Annotated in this window: 13 protein-coding genes; 12 read left to right on the forward strand and 1 reads right to left on the reverse strand. The window is 46.7% G+C overall.

From position 1 onward, the window contains the following. Positions 1-128: 128 nt before the first annotated feature. The 9 genes from ACO6VG_RS05380 (at position 129) to ACO6VG_RS05420 (ending at position 15,543) form a co-directional block, all read left to right on the forward strand. Positions 129-1,919, forward strand: a complete 1,791-nt coding sequence (locus tag ACO6VG_RS05380) for an F-box/WD repeat-containing protein (protein WP_422473047.1) — start codon at positions 129-131, stop codon at positions 1,917-1,919. 231 nt (positions 1,920-2,150) lie between these two features. Continuing rightward, a complete protein-coding gene (locus ACO6VG_RS05385) occupies positions 2,151-3,845 on the forward strand; it encodes an F-box/WD repeat-containing protein (RefSeq protein ID WP_422473049.1) in 1,695 nt (564 codons plus the stop codon). Between the two features lie 121 nt (positions 3,846-3,966). Then, positions 3,967-5,628: an F-box/WD repeat-containing protein gene (locus ACO6VG_RS05390; RefSeq protein WP_422473051.1), complete on the forward strand. Its 1,662-nt coding sequence runs from the start codon at positions 3,967-3,969 to the stop codon at positions 5,626-5,628. A gap of 183 nt (positions 5,629-5,811) precedes the next feature. Continuing rightward, positions 5,812-7,470 carry an F-box/WD repeat-containing protein gene (locus ACO6VG_RS05395; protein WP_422473053.1) on the forward strand — a complete coding sequence of 553 codons (1,659 nt, stop codon included), beginning with the start codon at positions 5,812-5,814 and terminating at the stop codon, positions 7,468-7,470. A 332-nt stretch (positions 7,471-7,802) separates the two neighbouring features. Further along, the gene (locus ACO6VG_RS05400) at positions 7,803-9,593 is read left to right on the forward strand and encodes an F-box/WD repeat-containing protein (RefSeq protein ID WP_422473055.1); all 1,791 of its coding nucleotides are present in this window, start codon (positions 7,803-7,805) and stop codon (positions 9,591-9,593) included. A gap of 332 nt (positions 9,594-9,925) precedes the next feature. Beyond that, on the forward strand, positions 9,926-11,716 hold the full coding sequence (locus ACO6VG_RS05405; protein ID WP_422473057.1) for an F-box/WD repeat-containing protein: 1,791 nt from the start codon (positions 9,926-9,928) through the stop codon (positions 11,714-11,716). A 321-nt stretch (positions 11,717-12,037) separates the two neighbouring features. Further along, positions 12,038-13,834 carry an F-box/WD repeat-containing protein gene (locus tag ACO6VG_RS05410; protein WP_422135968.1) on the forward strand — a complete coding sequence of 599 codons (1,797 nt, stop codon included), beginning with the start codon at positions 12,038-12,040 and terminating at the stop codon, positions 13,832-13,834. Positions 13,835-13,957: 123 nt separating this feature from the next. Further along, the gene (locus ACO6VG_RS05415) at positions 13,958-15,256 is read left to right on the forward strand and encodes an F-box/WD repeat-containing protein (protein ID WP_422135969.1); all 1,299 of its coding nucleotides are present in this window, start codon (positions 13,958-13,960) and stop codon (positions 15,254-15,256) included. A 59-nt stretch (positions 15,257-15,315) separates the two neighbouring features. After that, positions 15,316-15,543: a hypothetical protein gene (locus ACO6VG_RS05420; protein WP_422442014.1), complete on the forward strand. Its 228-nt coding sequence runs from the start codon at positions 15,316-15,318 to the stop codon at positions 15,541-15,543. A 57-nt stretch (positions 15,544-15,600) separates the two neighbouring features. On the opposite strand, the gene ACO6VG_RS05425 is transcribed toward ACO6VG_RS05420, so the two are convergent. After that, complete coding sequence (locus tag ACO6VG_RS05425; protein ID WP_422135970.1) at positions 15,601-15,864, reverse strand: hypothetical protein; 264 nt, start codon at positions 15,862-15,864, stop codon at positions 15,601-15,603. A gap of 100 nt (positions 15,865-15,964) precedes the next feature. Here ACO6VG_RS05425 and ACO6VG_RS05430 point away from each other — a divergent pair, with 100 nt between their 5' ends. The 3 genes from ACO6VG_RS05430 to ACO6VG_RS05440 all read left to right on the forward strand — a co-directional run bounded on the left by ACO6VG_RS05430 (position 15,965) and on the right by ACO6VG_RS05440 (position 20,396). Beyond that, positions 15,965-17,767 (forward strand): F-box/WD repeat-containing protein, encoded by a 1,803-nt coding sequence (locus ACO6VG_RS05430; protein ID WP_422473060.1) that lies wholly within the window; start codon positions 15,965-15,967, stop codon positions 17,765-17,767. Positions 17,768-17,943: 176 nt separating this feature from the next. Next, the gene (locus tag ACO6VG_RS05435) at positions 17,944-18,456 is read left to right on the forward strand and encodes a hypothetical protein (protein WP_422473062.1); all 513 of its coding nucleotides are present in this window, start codon (positions 17,944-17,946) and stop codon (positions 18,454-18,456) included. A 149-nt stretch (positions 18,457-18,605) separates the two neighbouring features. Beyond that, positions 18,606-20,396 (forward strand): F-box protein, encoded by a 1,791-nt coding sequence (locus ACO6VG_RS05440; RefSeq protein WP_422473064.1) that lies wholly within the window; start codon positions 18,606-18,608, stop codon positions 20,394-20,396. Positions 20,397-20,430: the final 34 nt, after the last annotated feature.

Consider the following 20,430-nt stretch of genomic DNA (forward strand, 5'->3'; position numbering starts at 1 on the left):
TCAGGACTCTTCTTTTTCTTAACTCAATATTTTGAACTTCCATTACAAAACCGACTCTATTTAGAACGAAGCCATTTTGAATGTCCTTTTCTATGTGAGGATAAATATTGACTCTGGAGGAGCTACTCATGGTCCCTTTGAACAACAATTCCAGCAATGACGGTTCACTCTCGTCAATACCTGAGCGACCTCCAATGGAAGGAACGACGACGGCTGTCAGTACAGGCAGAGACGTTACTGTCTACAACCAAACGCAATCTTTATTCTTCTATTTGCCCGACGAACAAAAATCTATGATTGTTCGCTATTTGGGTTTTCGCGAGATTACCCGTTTAGCAAAGACATGCAAATACCTTCGCGATCTTGTTAAAGAAGAAAAAGCTCTGGAAAGAGCATGGTACCGCCGATTTCCTTCAGAATACCAAAATCCACTGCACACCCTCGTCAAAACAACAGATGAGCAACAACTCCGTGATTGGTTGATGCCGTTTGCAAATAAGGACACTATCGAGTCACTTTTAACACAAAAAGAAAGTACTTTTTTTCCTGCTCAACTCTTTTTCACCAACAGTAAACTGATGTCTCGATGTGAAAAATTCAAGTTAGTGGAAAAAATCGAAATCACCCATGGTGCAATAGTCAACACGGCCACCTTCAGCACCGATGGTCGCCATATGGTGACCGGAAGTGATGATAATACCGCGAAAGTTTATGGTCAGGAGGACGATGGAACATGGAAACCAAAAACCACCATTTTCCATAATGATAAGGTTTCTCTAGCTAATTTCAGCCCCAATGGCCGCCATCTGGTAACCGCCAGTAAAGATCACACAGCGAAAATCTACGCCCTGAAGGATGATGGATCATGGGAAGAAAAAACCACCATTACCCATAGAGACTGGCTCATTTCAGCCGCCTTCAGCCCCGATGGCCGCCATCTGTTAACCGCCAGTCTAAAACAAACAGCGACAATCCATGGTTTGGAGGACGATGGGTCATGGGATCTGAAGGCCTCCATTTTCCATGAAAAATCAATCATTTCAGCCGACTTCAGCGCTGATGGGCGCCATGTGTTCACCTTCGGCGATGGTGTGTTGGGGATCCATAGTCAGTCGGAAGATGGATCATGGGAAATAGAGGGCACTATCGATGAGAGACTTATCGTTGTGACCAGGTTCAGCTCCGATGGCCGTCATCTGGCGGTTTGTATTATAGGAGACGGTCTGAAAATCTACAGTCTGGGGGCCGCCGGATCATGGGTAAAAAATGACCCTCCTCTACACATAGGCAGGGTCGAGTCTGCCAACTTCAGCGCCGATAGCTGCCACCTGGCAACTGCCAGTAGAGATTGCACGGCGAAAATCTATGGCCTGCAGTCCGATGGATCATGGAAACAAACAGCCCTGATTAAGCATGATGTTGTGGTCTTCTCAGCCAACTTCAGCGCCGATAGCCGCCATGTGGTGACCATTGATGGTGATAATACGGCAAAAATCTATACCCGGAATGCCGCTGGAAAATGGTTAGAAAAAGGCAGCTTTACCTTCACACAGCCGATCGACTCGGCTAACTTCAGCGCCGATAGCCGACATCTGGCAATCGTCAATCTGGATCACACAGCAAAAATCTATGGCCTGCAGGAAGATGGTTCATGGGTAATAAAAGCCACCATTGTCCACAAAGGTTATATCCTGTCAGCCAACTTTAGTGCCGATGGTTGCCTTGTGGTGACCGCCAGTCATGACAGAAAGGCAAAAATTTATGGCCTGAGAAGGGATGGAACATGGGTAGAAAAAGCCACCATTCAACACAATGCAAGCCTCTTCTCAGCCACCTTCAGCGCCGATAGCCGACATCTATTGACCGCCAGTGAAGAAGATTACAAGGTGAAAATCACTGAACTACAGGGGAACGATTGATGATTGTATGAGTACAAAGCCTGATAACGGCAGGCGACATTAGACGTGTTTTTGCAGAAATGACCGAGCAAAGCGAGTGGTGGTTTTTTGTGCGAACGGTTTCTCTTAATTCCACTGGTCTGAATATTTTGAACTTCCGTTATAAAACCGACTCTAAAAGGTTTAATCAATTTTGAATGCCCTTTCCAAGTGAGGATAAATATTGACTTAGGAGCTTTGGAGGAACCCGATATGACCCCTTTGAACAACCATTCCAGCAATGACGGTTCACTCTCGTTAATACCTGAGCAACCTCCAGTGGAAGGAACGTCGACGGCTGTCAGTGCAGGCAGGGACGTTAGTATCTATAACCAAAAGCAATCTTTATTTTTCTGTTTGCCCGACGAACAAAAATCTATGATTGTTCGCTATTTGGCTTTTCGCGAGGTTACCCGTTTAGCAAAGACATGCAAATATCTTTACGATCTTGTAAACGAAGAAAAAGCTCTGGAAAAAGCATGGTACCGCCGGTTTCCTTCAGCATACCAAAATCCACTGGATACTCTCGTCAGAACAAAAGATGAACAACAACTCCGTGATTGGTTGAAGGCATTTGCGGATAAGGACACTATCGAGTCACTTCTAACACAAAAAGAAAGTACTTTTTTTCCTGCTCAGCTCTTTTTCACCAACAGTAAACTGATGTCTCAATGTGAAACATTCAGCCCGGTGGTAAAAATCGAAATTCCCAATGTCGAGACTAAAAATAAAGCTTCCTTCAGCCCCGATAGCAGCCATTTGGTGACTGTCGACCTTGATCAAACAGCGAAAATCACAGGCCAGAAGACCGATGGATCATGGGTAGTAAAAACCACCACCATTCCCCATGAGAGTCTTATCTTGTCACCCACTTTCAGTCCCGATGGTCATCTGATGGTGACCGACAGTCACGACTGCCATGCAAAAATCTGTGCTCAGGAGGACGATGGCTCGTGGAAAGTAAAAGACACCATTGCCCGTGAATTTGAGCTCACCATGTCCACCCCTCTCAGTTTTTCGGTCACATCAGCCACCTTCAGCACCGATGGTCGCTGCTTATTGACCAGCTGTATGGATGGGACGGTGAAAATCTACGACCAGGAGACTGATGGATCATGGAAAACAAAATACACTATCAGGCAAAATCCTACGGTCCTAGGGGCCAGCTTCAGCGCCGATAGCAGTCATTTGTTGGTCTGTGGAGAAAACAATGTAACTATCTACGGCCAGAAGGACGATAGCTCATGGGAAGTCAAAGTCACTATTAATCATGATAATTCAGTCAGGTCCGCCAGCTTTAGCGCCAATGGCAGCTATGTGGCAACCGCCAGCGAAGAGGGTACGGCAAAAATCTATGGCCTGCAGTCCGATGGATCATGGGAAAAAATCACCATCATTACCCATAATGATCGGCTCTATTCAGCCACCTTCAGTCCCGATAGCCGCCATCTGTTGACCGTATATGAGGATAACACGGTAGAAATCCATGGCCCGCAAACCGATGGGCCATGGCAAGTAAAATACACCTTTAAGCATAACGACCGGATCATGTCGGCCAGCTTCAGCCCTGATAGCAGCCATATGGTGACCACCAGTATGGATAACACGGCAAAAATCCACTGCCTGCAGGCTGATGGATCATGGAAAGTAAAAGCCACTATTTGCCACAGAGATTATGTCCTGTCAGCCGCCTTCAGTCCCGATAGTTGTCATTTAGTAACCGCCAGTCTGGATTGTACAGCGAAAATTTATGGCCCGGGACCCAAAGGATCATGGGAGAAAAAAGCCATCATTTCTGACAGTTTTGGGATCCTGTGGGCCATCTTCAGCCCCGATGGCCGAAATGTGTTGACCATAAGTAAAAAAGATTGCACGGCGAAAATCATTGAACTGCAGAAGAACGACTGATGATCGAATGTTCCACTTGTGAACTTTCATCATAGAACCGAGTCTAAACGGTCTAATCAATTTTGAATGTCCTTTCCAGGCAAGGATAAATACTGAATCTGAATTTTTGAAGGATCCGAGAATGAATCCTCTTAACAACAATTCCGGCATTGACGGTCCACCCTCGACAACACCGAAGCAACCTCGACTGGAAGCCGCGCCAACGGGTATCAGTGCGGGCAGGGACGTTACTGTCTATAACCAACATCAATCTTTCTTCTTCCGTTTGCCCGACGAAACAAAAACGATGATTATTCGTTATCTGGGCTTTCGAGAGATTACTCATTTAGTAAAGGTATGCAGATATCTTCGCGATCTTGTTAAAAATCATAAAGCTATGGAAAGTGCATGGTATCGCCGGTTTCCTTCATCACACCAACATCAATTAAAAGCTATGATTGCGACAAAAGATGAGCAACAACTCCGCGATTGGTTGCAACCGTTTGCGAATAAAGACACTGTCGAGTCACTTTTAAAACAGCAGGAAAGTACTTATTTTCCTCTTCAGCTCCTTTTCATCAACAGTAAACTGATGTCTGAATGTAGAAAATTCAAGTTAGCAGAAAAAGCCAGAATTACTCATTCCTACAAAATCGAAACAGCCACCTTCAGCGCCGATAGCCGCCATCTGTTAACTGCCAGTTTGGACAGGACGCTGAAAATCTATAGCCAGCAGTCTGGTGGGACATGGCAAGAAACCGCCAACATTACCCATAACGGTTCAGTCAGGTCGGCCAGCTTCAGCTCCGACAGCCATCATGTGTTGGCCACCATTTATGATAAGACAGTGAATATCTACGGTCGGGAGGACGATGGATCATGGAAAGCAAATGCCATCATTCCCCATGTTGTCGGTGTCAAGTCAGCCAACTTCAGTGCAGATGGGCGCCGTGTGGTGATTGTCGGTGAAGATCATACGGCGAAAATCTTTGTTCAGGTGGACAATGTATCATGGGAATTGGAGGACACTATCCACCTCATTCGTCAGAACGTTTCGGCCAGTTTCAGCCCCGATGGCCGTCATCTGGCGATCTACGGTTTAAATTTCGCTCTGGAAATCTATTGTCAGTCAGACGCTGGATCATGGGTAGGAAAAGCCGTCATTCCACACGATAGCCCAATCGACTCAGCCAACTTCAGCACCCATAGCTGCCATCTGGTAACCACCAGTTTCGATTACGCGGCGAATATCTTTAACCTGCAGGTCGATGGATCATGGAAAAAAACAGCCACGATTCAACATGGTAATTTTATCACCTCAGCCAACTTCAGCGCCGATTGCCTCCATCTGGTAACCGCAAGCCGGGATTTCACGGCAAAAATCTATGGCCTGAAGTCCGATGGGTCATGGCAAAGAATAACCACCATTACCCATAATGATTGGGTCTGCTCTGCCATCTTCAGTGCCGATGGTTGCCATCTGGTAACCGCCAGTGACGATCGTACGGCGAAAATTTATGGTCTGCAGACCGATGGAACCTGGGCAAAAAAAGCCAACATTACCCATGAGGGCCCTGTCCTTTCAGCCACCTTCAGTGCTGATGGCCATCATCTGGTAACCACCAGTCGGGACTGTAAAGCAAAAATTTGTGGTCTGGAGGCCGATGGGTCATGGCTGGTAAAAGCCATCATTGAACACAAGCGAACTGTCAACTCAGCTAACTTCAGCCCCGATATCCGAAATGTGGTGACCACCTGCTATGATGACACGGCAAGAATTACTGAACTTCAGAAGAACGGTTGATCATAGAATAAAAAAATGTCTTTCTGTCATTTTCCCGAATCAGGGCTCAGTTTTTCGTTAGTTTCACTGGCCTCAATGTTATGAACTCCCATTATAAAACCAACTCTAAAAGATCGAATCAATTTTGAATGTCCTTCCTGAGCGACGATAAATACCGACCTCAGAGCTACGGAGAAATCAGACATGGACGCCATGAAAAGCCATTCCAGCATTGACGGTCCACTCGCGCCAACGCCCAAGCGACCTCGACTGGAGGGAATCCCAACGGGTGTCAGCGCCGGCAGACAGGTTACCGTAAATGACCAAAAAACACCTTCATTCCTCGATTTGTCCGACCTGACACATTCCATGATTATACGCTGTTTAGGTTTTCGGGAGATTACCCGTTTAGCAAAGGTATGCAGATATTTTCACCATCTCATAAAAAAAGATAAGGCTCTGGAAAGAGCATGGTATCGCCGATTTTCTTCACCACACCAATATCAACTGAAAACAATCTTTGCAGCAAAAAATGATCAACAACTCAGCGATTGGTTGAAGCCGTTTGCGAATAAGGGCACTGTAAAGTCACTCGTAAAAAAACGGAATAATGCTTATTTTCCGGCGCTGTTCCTTTTCACCAACAGTAAACAAATGGCTCGATGTGAAACATTCAAGCCCGTAACAAAAACCAAAATTAAACACTTTGACGATGTCAACACGGCCAACTTTAGTGCTGATAGCCGACATTTCGCGACCGCAAGTCTCGATAATACGGTGCGAATCTGTGACCAGAAGACCAATGGATCATGGAAAAAAAAAGCCATCATTAACCATTATAATCGGGTCATATCAGCTACCTTCAGTGTCGATGGCCGTCACTTGGTGACCGCCAGTCGTGATCACACAGCGAAAATCTGTGGTCGGGCGGACGATGGGTCATGGGAAGTAAAAAAAACCATTTTCCATAACAGAAAGGTCAACTCAGCCACCTTCAGTGCTGATGGCCAACGCCTGGTAACCACCAGTGACGATTGCACGGCAAAAATCTGTGCTCAGGCAGACGATGGTTCATGGGAAGAAGAGGCCATTATTCACCATTATGCTGTGGCCGATTGGGCCAGCTTCAGCTCCGATGGCAGTCATTTGTTGGTCTGTGGAGATAACAATGTAGCAATCTACGTTCAGCAGGCCAATGGATTATGGGGAGTAAAAGCCACTATTACCCATAATCTCACGGTCTTCTCAGCTGCCTTCAGTGCTGATGGCCGCCATATGGTAACCGCCAGTGGAGATAAGACGGCAAAAATCCAGAGCCTGCGGACCAGTGGGTCATGGGAAGAAGTCGCCACCATTTCCCACGATGATGCGGTTTACTTAGCCAAATTCAGTGCCGATGGCCTTTATCTGGTGACCACCAGCCAAGATGAAACGGCAAAAATCCATGGCCTGCAGAGCGATGGATCATGGAAAGAAGAAATCACCATTCAACATGAGAAGGCAGTCATCTCAGCCAATTTCAGCGCCGATTGCTGCCATGTGGTGACCGCCAGTGCTGACAATACGTCGAAAATTTATGGCCTCCGGGCCGATGGGTCATGGGTAGAAAAAGTGACCATCACCCACGACGATTGGGTCCTGTCAGCCACTTTCAGCGCCGATGCATGCCTCGTGGTGACCGCGAGTTGCGACAAAACAGCGAAAATTTATGGTCTGGGGAGCAGTGGGTCATGGGTAGAAAAAGCCACCATTAACCACAAGAGTGCAGTCACCTCAGCCAAATTCAGCATGGATAGCCGACATGTGGCGACCGCCAGTAAAGATAAAACGGCGAGAATCACTGAACTGGTGAAGAGGGATTGATGACCGAATGAACGTATTATTGCTCAGAAGCGATTAGCAGACAGCGTTATGTCAAAAGCCCGATGGCAATTTTTTGCACCAGGCTCTCAATAAAAAAATGTCTTTCTATCCTTTTCCCGGATCAGGGCTCTTCTTTTTCTTAATGCCAATGACCTCAATAGTTTGAACTTCCATGACAAAACCGGGTCAAACAGATCGAATCAATTTAACAACTTTTTCCCACGCTGGGACCCACAGGGCCTGAAAGCATGGGAACCGGATATTATTCATTTTAAATATCCTTTTTCTATGCGGGGATAAATATTGACCCTGGCGCTCTGGAGGAGCTGCTCATGACCCCTTTGAACAATAATTCCAGTAATGACGGTTCACTCTCACCAACACCTAAGCAGCCTCAACTCGAGCAAGCGCCAACGGGCATGGTTGCAGGCAGGGATGTTACTGCATATAACCAAAATCAATCTTCATTCTTCTGTTTGCCCGACGAATCAAAAACCATGATTATTCGCTATCTGGGTTTTCGGGAGATTACCCGTTTAGTAAAGGTCTGCAAATATTTTCGCGATCTTGTTGAAAACCAAAAAGCTCTGGAAAGAGCCTTGTATCGCCGGTTTCCTTCACCACTCCAATATCAACTGAAGAGCATCGCTACGACAAAAGATGAACAACAACTCCGTGACTGGTTGAAACCGTTTACGAATATGGACACTGTCGAGTCACTCGTAAAACAACAAAAGAGTATTTATTTTCCTGCTCTGCTCTTTTTCAACAACAGTAAACTGATGTCTCAAAGTGAAACATTTAACTTAAAGACAAAAACCGAAATGACCCATCCTAATGATATCTTTGTAGTCACCTTAAGCGCCGATAGCCGTAACTTAGTGACCGCCAGTTTTGATGGTACAGTGAAAATCTGTAGTCAGGAAACCGATGGATCATGGAAACTAAAAGCCTCCATTCCCAAAAATGGTTGGGTCAAAAAAGCTTTTTTCAGCACTGATAACCGGCATGTGTTGGTCGTCAATCGTTTCAGGGTGGAAATCTATGGTACGAAGGAGGATGGATCATGGGAAGCAAAAGCCAGCATTTCCCATAATAATTCGGTCATTTCAGCCGCCTTCAGTGCTGATGGTCAGCATGTGTTGACAGTCAGTTTCAATAATACGCTGAAAATCTATGGCCAGAAGACCGATGGATCATGGGAAGTAAAATACAGTATTAACTATGATCTTTCGATCTGGTTGGCCAGCTTCAGCGCCGATGGCCGTCGTCTATTGGTCCTTACTTCATCTGACACTCCGATAATCTATGGTCAGAAAGACGATGGATCATGGGAAGTAAAAGCCAACCTTACTGGTGAGAGTGATGTCAATTGGGCCTGCCTCAGCTCCGATGGCCGTCATGCGTTGATCCGCGTTGGACCTAACACTTTGAAAATCTACGGTCAGGAAGCCCTTGGATCATGGGAAGTCAAAGCCACAATTACACATAATCATATTGTCAGCGCAACCACCTTTAGCGACGATTGCCGCCATCTTGCAGCCATCTGTTTCGATAATACAGCGAAAATATATGACCTGCAGGACGATGGATCATGGAAAGAAATAGCCACGGTTTCTCATGATGAATCTATCTACTCTGTCAGGTTCAGCGCCAATGGTCGCCATCTGGTGACCAAAGGTGGTGATTATAGGGCGAAAGTCTATGGTCAGGAGACCCCTGGATCATGGGTAAAAAAAACTACCATTGAACACAATGGGTTGATCAACTCAACCAGTTTCAGCGCCGATGGCAGCCATTTGGTGACCGCCAGTGCTGACAGAACAGCCAGAATCTATGGCCTTGAGGCCGGTGGATCCTGGGTAAAAAAAGCCACCATAGCCCACAAAGATACGGTCCGATCCGCCACCTTCAGTGTCGATGGTTGCCTTGTGGTGACCGCCAGCCACGATAACACGGCGCAAATTTATGGTCTGGGGAAGGATGGGTCATGGGTAAAAAAAGCCACCGTTGTACACAATGAAGCCGTCATCTCAGCCACCTTCTGCGCCGATGGCCGACATGTGGTGACCACCAGTGGAGATTACAAAGTGAGAATCACTGAGCTATGGAAGAACGATTGATGATCGAATGAACGTATTTTTGCTCAGAACCGATTAGCAAACAGCGTTATATCAAAAGCCTGATGGTAATTTTTGCACTGGGCTCTCAATAAAAAAAATGCCTTTCTATCCTTTTCCCGGATCGGGGCTCTTCTTTTTAATGCCACTGACCTCAATAGTTTGAACTTCCATGACAAAACTGAGTCAAACAGATCGAATCACTCGTTCCCACGCTGGGACCCAAAGCGCCTGAAAGCATGGGAACCAGATTTATTCATTTTGAATGTCCTTTTCTATGCGCGCTTTTCTATGCGGGGATAAATATTAACTCCGAAGCTCTGGAGGAGCTGCTCATGACCCCTTTGAACAACAATTCCAGTAATGACGGTTCACTCTCGCCAACACCTGAGCAGCCTCGACTCGAGCCAGCGCCAACGGGCAGGGTTGCAGGCAGGGATGTTACTGCATATGACCAAAATCAATCTTCATTCTTCTGTTTGCCCGACGAATCAAAAACCATGATCATTCGCTATCTGGGTTTTCGGGACATTACCCGTTTAGTAAAGGTATGCAAATATTTTCGCGATCTTGTTGAAAACCATAAAGCTCTGGAAAGAGCTTGGTATCGCCAGTTGCCTTCACCACTCCAATATCAACTGAAGACCATCGCTACGACAAAAGATGAACAACAACTCCGTGACTGGTTGAAACCCTTTGCGAATAAGAACGCTGTTGAGTCACTCGTAAAACAACAAAAGAGTACTTATTTTCCTGCTCTGCTCTTTTTCAACAACAGTAAACTGATGTCTCAAAGTGAAACATTTAACTTAAAGACAAAAACCGAAATGACCCATCTTGACAAAATCTCGGTAGCCACTTTAAGCACCGATAGCCGCCACTTAGTGACCGCCAGTTTGGATGATACAGTGAAGATCTGCAGCCAGGAGACCGATGGATCATGGAAAGTAAAAGCCTCCACTCCCGATAGTGGTTGGGTCCAAAAAGCCATTTTCAGTACCGATAACCGCCATGCGTTGGTCATCAGTATTCTCTGGGCGCGAATCTATAGTATGAAGGAAGATGGATCATGGGAAGCAAAAGCCACCATTTCCCATAATCGTTGGGTCGTCTCAGCCACCTTCAGTGCTGATGGTCGCCATGTGTTGACCGCCAGTTTCGACAAGACGCTGAAAATCTACGGCCAGAAGACCGATGGATCATGGGAAGCAAAATACATTATTAACTGTGATACTCCGATCAGGACGGCCAGCTTCAGCGCCGACGCCCGTCATTTGTTGGTTGTCGATACATCTGGCGTTGCGACAATCTATGGTCAGAAGGACGATGGACCATTGGAAGCAGAAGCTACCCTTGCTGGTGAGAGTCGTGTCGAGTGGGCCTGCCTCAGCTCCGATGGCCGTCATGCGTTGTTCTGCATCGGACATAACACTTTGAAAATCTGGGCTCAGGAGGCTACCGGATCATGGGAAATCAAAGCCATCATTACCCATAATCGTGTTATCAACTCAGCCACTTTCAGCGAAGATTGCCAACATCTTGCAACCGCCAGTTACGATAATACAGCGAAAATATGTGACCTGCAGGACGATGGATCATGGAAAGAAATAGCCACGGTTTCTCATGATGAATCTATCTACTCTGTCAGGTTCAGCGCCAATAGTCGCCATCTGGTGACCAGAGGTAGTGATTATAGGGCGAAAGTCTATGGTCAGGAGACCCCTGGATCATGGGTAAAAAAAACTACCATTGAACACAATGGGTTGATCAACTCAACCAGTTTCAGCGCCGATGGCAGCCATTTGGTGACCGCCAGTGCTGACAGAACAGCCAGAATCTATGGCCTTGAGGCCGGTGGATCCTGGGTAAAAAAAGCCACCATAGCCCACAAAGATAGGGTCCGATCCGCCACCTTCAGTGTCGATGGTTGCCTTGTGGTGACCGCCAGCCAAGATAACACGGCACAAATTTATGGTCTGGGGAAGGATGGGTCATGGGTAAAAAAAGCCACCGTTGTACACAATGAAGCCGTCATCTCAGCCACCTTCTGCGCCGATGGCCGACATGTGGTGACCACCAGTGGAGATTACAAAGTGAGAATCACTGAGCTATGGAAGAACGATTGATGATCGAATGAACGTATTTTTGCTCAGAACCGATTAGCAAACGGCGTTATATCAAAAGCCTGATGGTAATTTTTGCACTGGGCTCTCAATAAAAAAAATGCCTTTCTATCCTTTTCCCGGATCAGGGCTCTTCTTTTTCTTAATGCCAATGACCTCAATAGTTTGAACTTCCATGACAAAATCGAGTCATATAGATCGAATCACTCGTTCCCACGCTGGGACCCAAAGGGCCTGAAAGCATGGGAACCAGAGTTATCCATTTTGAATGTCCTTTTCTATGTGAGGATAAATATTGACTCCGAAGCTCTGGAGAAGCTACTCATGACCCCTTTGAACAATAATTCCAGTAATGACGGTTCACTCTCACCAACACCTGAGCAGCCTCGACTCGAGCAAGCACCAACGGGCATCGTTGCAGGCAGGGATGTTACTGCATATAACCAAAATCAATCTTCATTCTTTTGTTTGCCCGACGAATCAAAAACCATGATTATCCGCTATCTGGGTTTTCGGGAGATTACCTGTTTAGCCAAGGTATGCAAATACCTTCGCGATCTTGTTGAAAACCATAAGTCTCTGGAAAGAGCCTGGTATCAACGGTTTACTTCACCACACCAGTATCAACTAAAGACCATCGTTACCACAAAAGATGAGCAACAACTCCGTGACTGGTTGAAGCCGTTTGCGAATAAGGACACTGTCGAGTCGCTCGTAAAAAAACAACAGAGTACTAATTTTCCTGCTCTGCTCCTTTTCAACAACAGTAAGCTGATGTCTCAATGTGAAACATTTAACTTAGAGACAAAAACCGAAATCACCCATCCTGAAAAAATCTTAACAGCCACCTTAAGCGCCGATAGCCGCCACTTAGTGACTGCCAGTTTGGATGGTACAGTGAAGATCTGTAGCCAGGAGACCGATGGATCATGGAAAGTACAAGTCTCCACTCCCAGTAATGGTTCGTTCAAAAAGGTCATTTTCAGCACCGATAACCGCCATGTGTTGGTCGACTTTCGTCTCTGGGCGGAAATCTACGGTATGAAGGAGGATGGATCATGGGAAGCAAAAGCCACCATTGCCCATAATCATTGGATCTGCTCAGCCACATTCAGTGCTGATGGTCGTCATGTATTCACCGTCAGCCTCGATAATACGCTGAAAATCTTCGGCCAGAATACCGATGGATCATGGGAAGCAAAATACACCATTAACTGTGATACTCCGGTCATTTTTGCCAGCTTCAGCGCCGATGGCCGTCATCTGCTGGTTGTCAATACATCTGACGTTGCGACAATCTATGATCTGGAAGACGATGGGTCATTAAAAGCAAAAGCCACCATTACTGATACGAATGGTGCCAGTCAGGCCCGCCTCAGCTCCGATGGCCGTCATGCGCTGATCCGTATTGGTTATAACACTTTGAAAATCTGCGGTGAGCAGGCCATTGGGTCATGGGATGTAAAAGCGACCATTACCCATAATCATAATATCGGCTTAACCACTTTCAGCGAAGATTGCCGCCATCTTGCAACCGCCAGTTTCGATCATACAGCGAAAATATGTGACCTGCAGGACGATGGATCATGGAAAGAAATAACCACGATTTCTCATGATAGTTTTGTCTACTCAGTCGAGTTCAGCGCCGATGGCCGCCATTTAGTGACCGCCAGTGGTGATAATACGGCGAAAGTCTATGGTCAGGAGACCCCTGGATCATGGGTAATAGAAGCCATCATTGAACACAATGGGAGTATCACCGCAACCAGGTTCAGCGCCGATGGCTGTCATTTAGTGACCGCCAGTGGTGATAAAACGGCTCAAATCTATGGCCTTGAGGCCGGTGGATCGTGGGTAAAAAAAACCACCATTGTCCACGAAGGCTGGATCCGATCAGCCACTTTCAGTGCCGATGGATGCCTTGTGGCGACCGCCAGTGAGGATAACACGGCGCAAATTTATGGTCTGGGGAAGGACGGAACATGGGTAAAAAAAGCCACCGTTCTGCACAATAAAACCGTTATCACAGCCAGTTTCTGCACCGATAGCCGACATGTGGTGACCACCAGTGAAGATTACAAAGTGAGAATCACTGAACTATTGAAGAGCGATTTTTCTTGATGCCAATGGCCCCAATATTTTGAACTTCCATTACAAAACCGACTCTAGCAGCCTGTCGGACTTAAGACTGTCCTTTTCTATGCGGGGATAAATATTGACTCTGGAGCTCTGGAGGAGCTGCTCATGACCCCTTTGAACAATAATTCCAGTAATGACGGTTCACTCTCACCAACACCTAAGCAGCCCCGACTCGAGCAAGTGCCAACGGGCATGGTTGCAGGCAGGGATGTTACTGCATATAACCAAAATCAATCTTCATTCTTCTGTTTGCCCGATGAAATAAAAACCAAGATTATTCACTATCTGGGTTTTCGCGAGATTACCCGTTTAGCAGAGGTATGCAAACATCTTCGCGATCTTGTTGAAAACCATAAAGCTCTGGAAAGAGCTTGGTATCGCCAGTTGCCTTCACCACTCCAATATCAACTGAAGACCATCGCTACGACAAAAGATGAACAACAACTCCGTGACTGGTTGAAACCCTTTGCGAATAAGGACGCTGTTGAGTCACTCGTAAAACAACAAAAGAGTACTTATTTTCCTGCTCTGCTCTTTTTCAACAACAGTAAACTGATGTCTCAAAGTGAAACATTTAACTTAAAGACAAAAACCGAAATGACCCATCTTGACAAAATCTCGGTAGCCACTTTAAGCGCCGATAGCCGCCACTTAGTGACCGCCAGTTTGGATGATACAGTGAAGATCTGCAGCCAGGAGACCGATGGATCATGGGCAGCAAAATACATTATTAACTGTGATACTTCGATCAAGTCGGCCAGTTTCAGCGCCGATGCCCGTCATTTGTTGGTTGTCGATACATCTGACGTTGCGACAATCTATGGTCAGAAGGACGATGGACCATTGGAAGCAAAAGCCACCATTACTGATCGGAGCCGTGTCAACTGGGGCTGCCTCAGCTCCGATGGCCGTCATGCGTTGTTCTACATTGGACGTAACACTTTGAAAATCTGCGCTCAAGAGGCTACTGGATCATGGGAAATCAAAGCCATCATTATCCATAATCGTGTTATCAACTCAGCCACTTTCAGCGAAGATTGCCAACATCTTGCAACCGCCAGTTACGATAATACAGCGAAAATATGTGACCTGCAGGACGATGGATCATGGAAAGAAATAGCCACGGTTACTCATGATAATTTTGTCTGCTCTGTCGATTTCAGTGCCGATGGTCGCCACCTGGTGAGTATAAGTGATGATAAAACGGCGAAAATCTTCAGTCAGGAAAGCCCTGGATCATGGGTAAAAAAAGCCACCATTGAACACAATGAGATTATCGCCACAGCCAGCTTCAGTGCTGATGGCCGACATGTAGTTACTACCAGTGAAGATCACAAGGTGAGAATCACTGAGCTATGGAAGAACAGTAGTTTGAACTTCCATGACAAAATCGAGTCTATATAGATCGAATCAGTTTTGGATGTCCTCTCTAAGTCCTAACAACTCGTTCCCACGCTCTGAGGGTGTCGCAAAACTTCAACAGCTCGTTCTCACGCTCTGAAGTCGTCATTCCCGCGAAGGCGGGAATCCAGCGCCAACGGTGGATCTCTGCCTTCTCGGGGATGACAAGGCCAGGGGGACACCGGGCAGTAGGGTTCTGGTGGAGAGTCAGTGTGGATTCCCGCCTTCGCGGGAATGACGAGAATGAAGCCGGGAATGACGAGAATAAGTCCTTTGGATGTCCTCTCTAAGTCCTAATAACTCGTTCCCACGCTCTGAGGGTGTCGCAAAACTTCAACAGCTCGTTCTCACGCTCTGAAGTCGTCATTCCCGCGAAGGCGGGAATCCAGCGCCAACGGTGGATCTCTGCCTTCTCGGGGATGACAAGGCCAGGGGGACACCGGGCAGTAGGGTTCTGGTGGAGAGTCAGTGTGGATTCCCGCCTTCGCGGGAATGACGAGAATGAAGCCGGGAATGACGAGAATGAAGCCGGGAATGACGAGAATAAAGCCGGGAATGACGAGAATGAAGGCGGGAATGACGAGAATGAAGCCGGGAATGACGGGAGTCAACGCGTTCCCAAGCCGGAGAGAGTTTTGCGACACCCTCGCTCTGCGTGGGAATGCATACAACAACTGAAAAGCGAACTCTGAAGCTCTGGAGGAGCTGCTCATGACCCCTTTGAACAATAATACCAGCAATGACGGTTCACTCTCACCAACACCTAAGCAGCCCCGACTCGAGCAAGTGCCAACAGGCATCGTTGCAGGCAGGGATGTTACTGCATATAACCAAAATCAATCTTCATTCTTTTGTTTGCCCGACGAATCAAAAACCACGATTATCCGCTATCTGGGTTTTCGGGAGATTACCCGTTTAGTAAGGGTATGCAAATATTTTCGCGATCTTGTTGAAAACCATAACGCTCTGGAAAGAGCCTGGTGTCGCCGGTTTCCTTCACCACTCCAATATCAACTCAAGACCATCGCTACGACAAAAGATGAACAACAACTCCGTGACTGGTTGAAACCGTTTACGATTATGGATGCTGTCGAGTCACTCGTAAAACAACAAAAAAGTACTTATTTTCCTGCTCTGCTCTTTTTCAACAACAGCAAACTGATGTCTCAATGTGAAACATTTGACTTAGAGACAAAGGCCGAAATTACCCGTTCTAATAATATCTTTGCAGTCACCTTAAGCGGCGATGGCCGCCACTTAGTGACCGTCAGTTTGGACAATACAGTGAAGATCTTTAGCCAGGAGACCGATGGATCATGGGAAGTAAAAGCCTCCACTTCCGACAATGGTTGGGCCAAAGAAGCCATTTTCAGCGCCGATAATCGGCATGTGTTGGTCGTCAGTAGTTTCAGGGCGGGAATCTATAGTGTGAATGAGGATGGATCCTGGGAAGCAAAAGCCACCCTTTCCCATAATAGTTCGGTCATTTCACCCACATTCAGTGCTGATGGTCGCCATGTGTTGACCGCCAGTTTCAATAATACGCTGAAAATCTACGGCCAGAAGACCGATGGATCATGGGAAGTAAAATACAATATCAACTGTGATCTTTCGATCTTGTCGGCCAGCTTCAGCGCCGATGGCCGTCGTCTGTTGGTCCTTACTTCATCTTACGCTCCTATAATCTATGGTCAGAAAGACGATGGGTCATGGGAAGTAAAAGCCAACCTTAATGGTGAGAGTGGTGTCAATTGGGCCTGCCTCAGCTCCGATGGCCGTCATGCGTTGATCCAGGTTGGACATTACACTTTGAAAATCTACGGTCAGGAAGCCATTGGATCATGGGAAGTCAAGGCCACCATTACCCATAATGATATTGTCAACTCAACCACCTTTAGTGACGATTGCCGCCATCTTGCAACCGGCTGTTTCGATAATACAGCCAAAATATGTGACCTGCAGGACGATGGATCATGGAAAGAAATAGCCACAGTTTCTCACGATAGTTCTATCTACTCTGTCAGGTTCAGCGCCAATGGTCGCCATCTGATGGCCCGAAGTGATCGTCTAACGGTGCAAGTCTATGGTCAGGAGACCCCTGGATCATGGGTAAAAAAAACCATCATTAAACACAACGGGTGGATCACCACAACCAGGTTCAGCGACGATGGCCGCCATTTAGTGACTGCCAGTTTTGATAAAACAGCGAAAATCTATGGCCGTGAGGCCGGTGGATCCTGGGTAAAAAAAGCCACCATAGTCCACACAGATAAGGTCCGATCCGCTACCTTCAGTGCCGATGGTTGCCTTGTGGTGACTGCCAGTAAGGATAAAACGGCGCAAATTTATGGTCTGGGGAAGGATGGATCATGGGTAAAAAAAGCCACCGTTGTACACAATGAAGCAGTCATCTCAGCCACCTTCTGCGCCGATGGCCGACATGTAGTTACTACCAGTGAAGATCACAGGGTAAGAATCACTGAACTATGGAAGAAGATTTTAGTGATCGAATGAACGTATTTTCAATCTGAACCGATCAACAAACAGCTTTATATCAAAAGCCCGATGGCAAATTTTGCACTGGGCCCTCGGTTGATCCTCGGCACTGGCCAGAGGATCAATCAGCCCAGGTAGTTTGTTCATCCATGGTCTATGCTTCAGCCTCTTCCATCGGTTAACAGGAGCTGAATGTGACGGACACGCTGTTCAACGAACTGAAAAACATCGGCATCAGTGAGGAGCTGGCGGCAAAAGTCAGTGCCTCCCTCGACCCGGACCACAACGCCAGCAAGAAAGACGTGCTCATCATGCAGGAGGCCATCTTGCAGCATCAGGCACACTTCAGTCAAAAAATGGCTGAAATGAATGCCAAGTTTGATGCCGAATTCAAACAACAGAATGCCAAGTTTGATGCCGAATTCAAACAACAGAAGGCCGAGTCAGACACTCAATTCAAAGAAATGAAAGCCGAGTCAGATGCTCAATTCAAAGAAATGAAAGCCGAGTCAGACGCCCGCTACTACGAACAGAAAGCCGAATCAGACGCCCGCTACCACGAAGTAAAAATGGACAACATCAGGGCATACGCCGAACTAAAAACCGAAATCCACACCACCATCAACCGACAATACCTTGTCACCTTTGGCAGCGCCCTGCTAACCATCGCTTCCGTACTGGCCGTAAACTGGTACTTTCATGTTTAACAGTGCCTGACTTTCGTTTTCTTAATGGCACTGACCTCAATAGTTTGAACTTCCATGAAAAAATCGACTCTATGTAGATCGAATCCATTTTGAATGTCCTTTTCTATGTGAGGATAAATATTGACTCTGAAGCTCTGGAGGAGCTGCTCATGAACCCTTTGAACAATAATTCCAGTAATGACGGTTCACTCTCACCAACGCCTAAGCAGCCTCGGCTCGAGCCAATGCCAACGGGGATCGTTGCAGGCAGGGATGTTACTGCATATGACCAAAATCAATCTTTATTCTTCTGTTTGCCCGACGAATCAAAAACCATGATTATTCGCTATCTGGGTTTTCGGGAGATTACCCGTTTAACAAAGGTATGCAGATATCTTCGCGATCTTGTTGTAAACCATAAAGTTCTGGAAAGAGCCTGGTATCGCCGGTTTCCTTCACCACACCAATATCAACTCAAGACCATCGCTACGACAAAAGTTGAGCAACAACTCTGTGATTGGTTGAAACCGTTTGCGAATAAGGACGCTGTCGAGTCACTCGTAAAACAACAAAAGAGTATTTATTTTCCTGCTCTGCTCCTTTTCAACAACAGTAAACTGATGTCTCAATGTGAAACATTTAACTTAGAAACAAAAACCGAAATTACCCATCCTGATGATATCTTTGCAGTCACCTTAAGCGCCGATGGCCGCCACGTAGTGACCGCCAGTTTGGATAATACAGTGAAGATCTGTAGCCAGAGGACCGATGGATCATGGAAAGTAAAAGCCTCCACTTCCAATAATGGTTGGTTCAAAGAAGCCATTTTCAGCGCCGATAGCCGCCATCTGTTGGTGGTCAATCATTTAGGGGCGGGAATCTATGGTATGAACGAGGACGGATCATGTGAAGTCAAAGCCACCATTACCGATAATAGCTCGGTCATTTCAGCCACCTGCAGTGCTGATGGTCGCCATGTGTTGATCGCCAGTTGCGATAATACGCTGAAAATCTATGGCCAGAAGACTCATAGATCATGGGAAGCAAAATATATTATTAACTGCGATGCTTCGATCAGGTCGGCCAGCTTCAGCGCCGATGGCCGTCATCTGTTGGTTGTCAATACATATGACGTTGCGACAATCTACGGCCTAGAGGACGATGGATCATGGCAAGTAACAGCCACCATTACTGATCCGGGTGGTGTCAATTGGGCCTGCCTCAGCTCCGATGGCCGTCATGCGCTGATCCGCGTTATACCAAACACCTTGAAAATCTACGGTCAGGAGGCCATTGGTTCATGGGAAGTAAAAGCCACCACTAACCATAACAATTTTGCCAACTCACACTACTTCAGCGACGATTGCCGCCATCTTGCAACCATCAGTTTAGATAATACAGTGAAAATACTTGACCTGCAGGATGATGGATCATGGAAAGAAATAACCAGGTTTTCTCATGATCGTTTTGTCTTCTCAGTCAAGTTCAGCGCCGATGGTCGCCATCTGGTGACCAGAAGTGAGGATAATACGGCGAAAGTCTGTGGTCAGGAGACCCCCGGATCATGGGTAGAAGAAACCACCATTAGACACAATGGGAGGATCATCACAGCTGAGTTCAGTGCCGATGGCCGCTATTTGGTGACCGCCAGTCATGATAAAACGGCGAAAATCTATGGCCGTGAGGCCGGTGGAGCCTGGGTAAAAAAAACTACCATTGTCCACAAAGGCTGGGTCCGATCAGCCACCTTCAGTGCCGATGGTTGCCTTGTGGTGACCGCCAGTAAGGATCACACAGCGCAAATTTATGGTCTGAGTGAGGATGGATCCTGGGTAAAAAAAACCACCATTCAACACAATGACAGAGTCATTTCAGCCGACCTCTGCGCCGATGGCCGACATGTGGTGACCATCAGTGAAGATTACAAGGTGAGAATCACAGAACTATTGAAGAACGATTGATGATCGAATGAAGGTATGATCAAAAGACCCTTGG

The organism is Endozoicomonas sp. ALB032 (assembly GCF_049310125.1).
Classification (GTDB): Bacteria; Pseudomonadota; Gammaproteobacteria; order Pseudomonadales; family Endozoicomonadaceae; genus Endozoicomonas_A.

Coding starts and splice junctions, on each gene's coding strand:
- ACO6VG_RS05380 (WP_422473047.1), top strand. CDS start 129: ATGGTCCCTTTGAACAACAATTCCAGCAATGACGGTTCACTCTCGTCA.
- ACO6VG_RS05385 (WP_422473049.1), top strand. CDS start 2,151: ATGACCCCTTTGAACAACCATTCCAGCAATGACGGTTCACTCTCGTTA.
- ACO6VG_RS05390 (WP_422473051.1), top strand. CDS start 3,967: ATGAATCCTCTTAACAACAATTCCGGCATTGACGGTCCACCCTCGACA.
- ACO6VG_RS05395 (WP_422473053.1), top strand. CDS start 5,812: ATGGACGCCATGAAAAGCCATTCCAGCATTGACGGTCCACTCGCGCCA.
- ACO6VG_RS05400 (WP_422473055.1), top strand. CDS start 7,803: ATGACCCCTTTGAACAATAATTCCAGTAATGACGGTTCACTCTCACCA.
- ACO6VG_RS05405 (WP_422473057.1), top strand. CDS start 9,926: ATGACCCCTTTGAACAACAATTCCAGTAATGACGGTTCACTCTCGCCA.
- ACO6VG_RS05410 (WP_422135968.1), top strand. CDS start 12,038: ATGACCCCTTTGAACAATAATTCCAGTAATGACGGTTCACTCTCACCA.
- ACO6VG_RS05415 (WP_422135969.1), top strand. CDS start 13,958: ATGACCCCTTTGAACAATAATTCCAGTAATGACGGTTCACTCTCACCA.
- ACO6VG_RS05430 (WP_422473060.1), top strand. CDS start 15,965: ATGACCCCTTTGAACAATAATACCAGCAATGACGGTTCACTCTCACCA.
- ACO6VG_RS05440 (WP_422473064.1), top strand. CDS start 18,606: ATGAACCCTTTGAACAATAATTCCAGTAATGACGGTTCACTCTCACCA.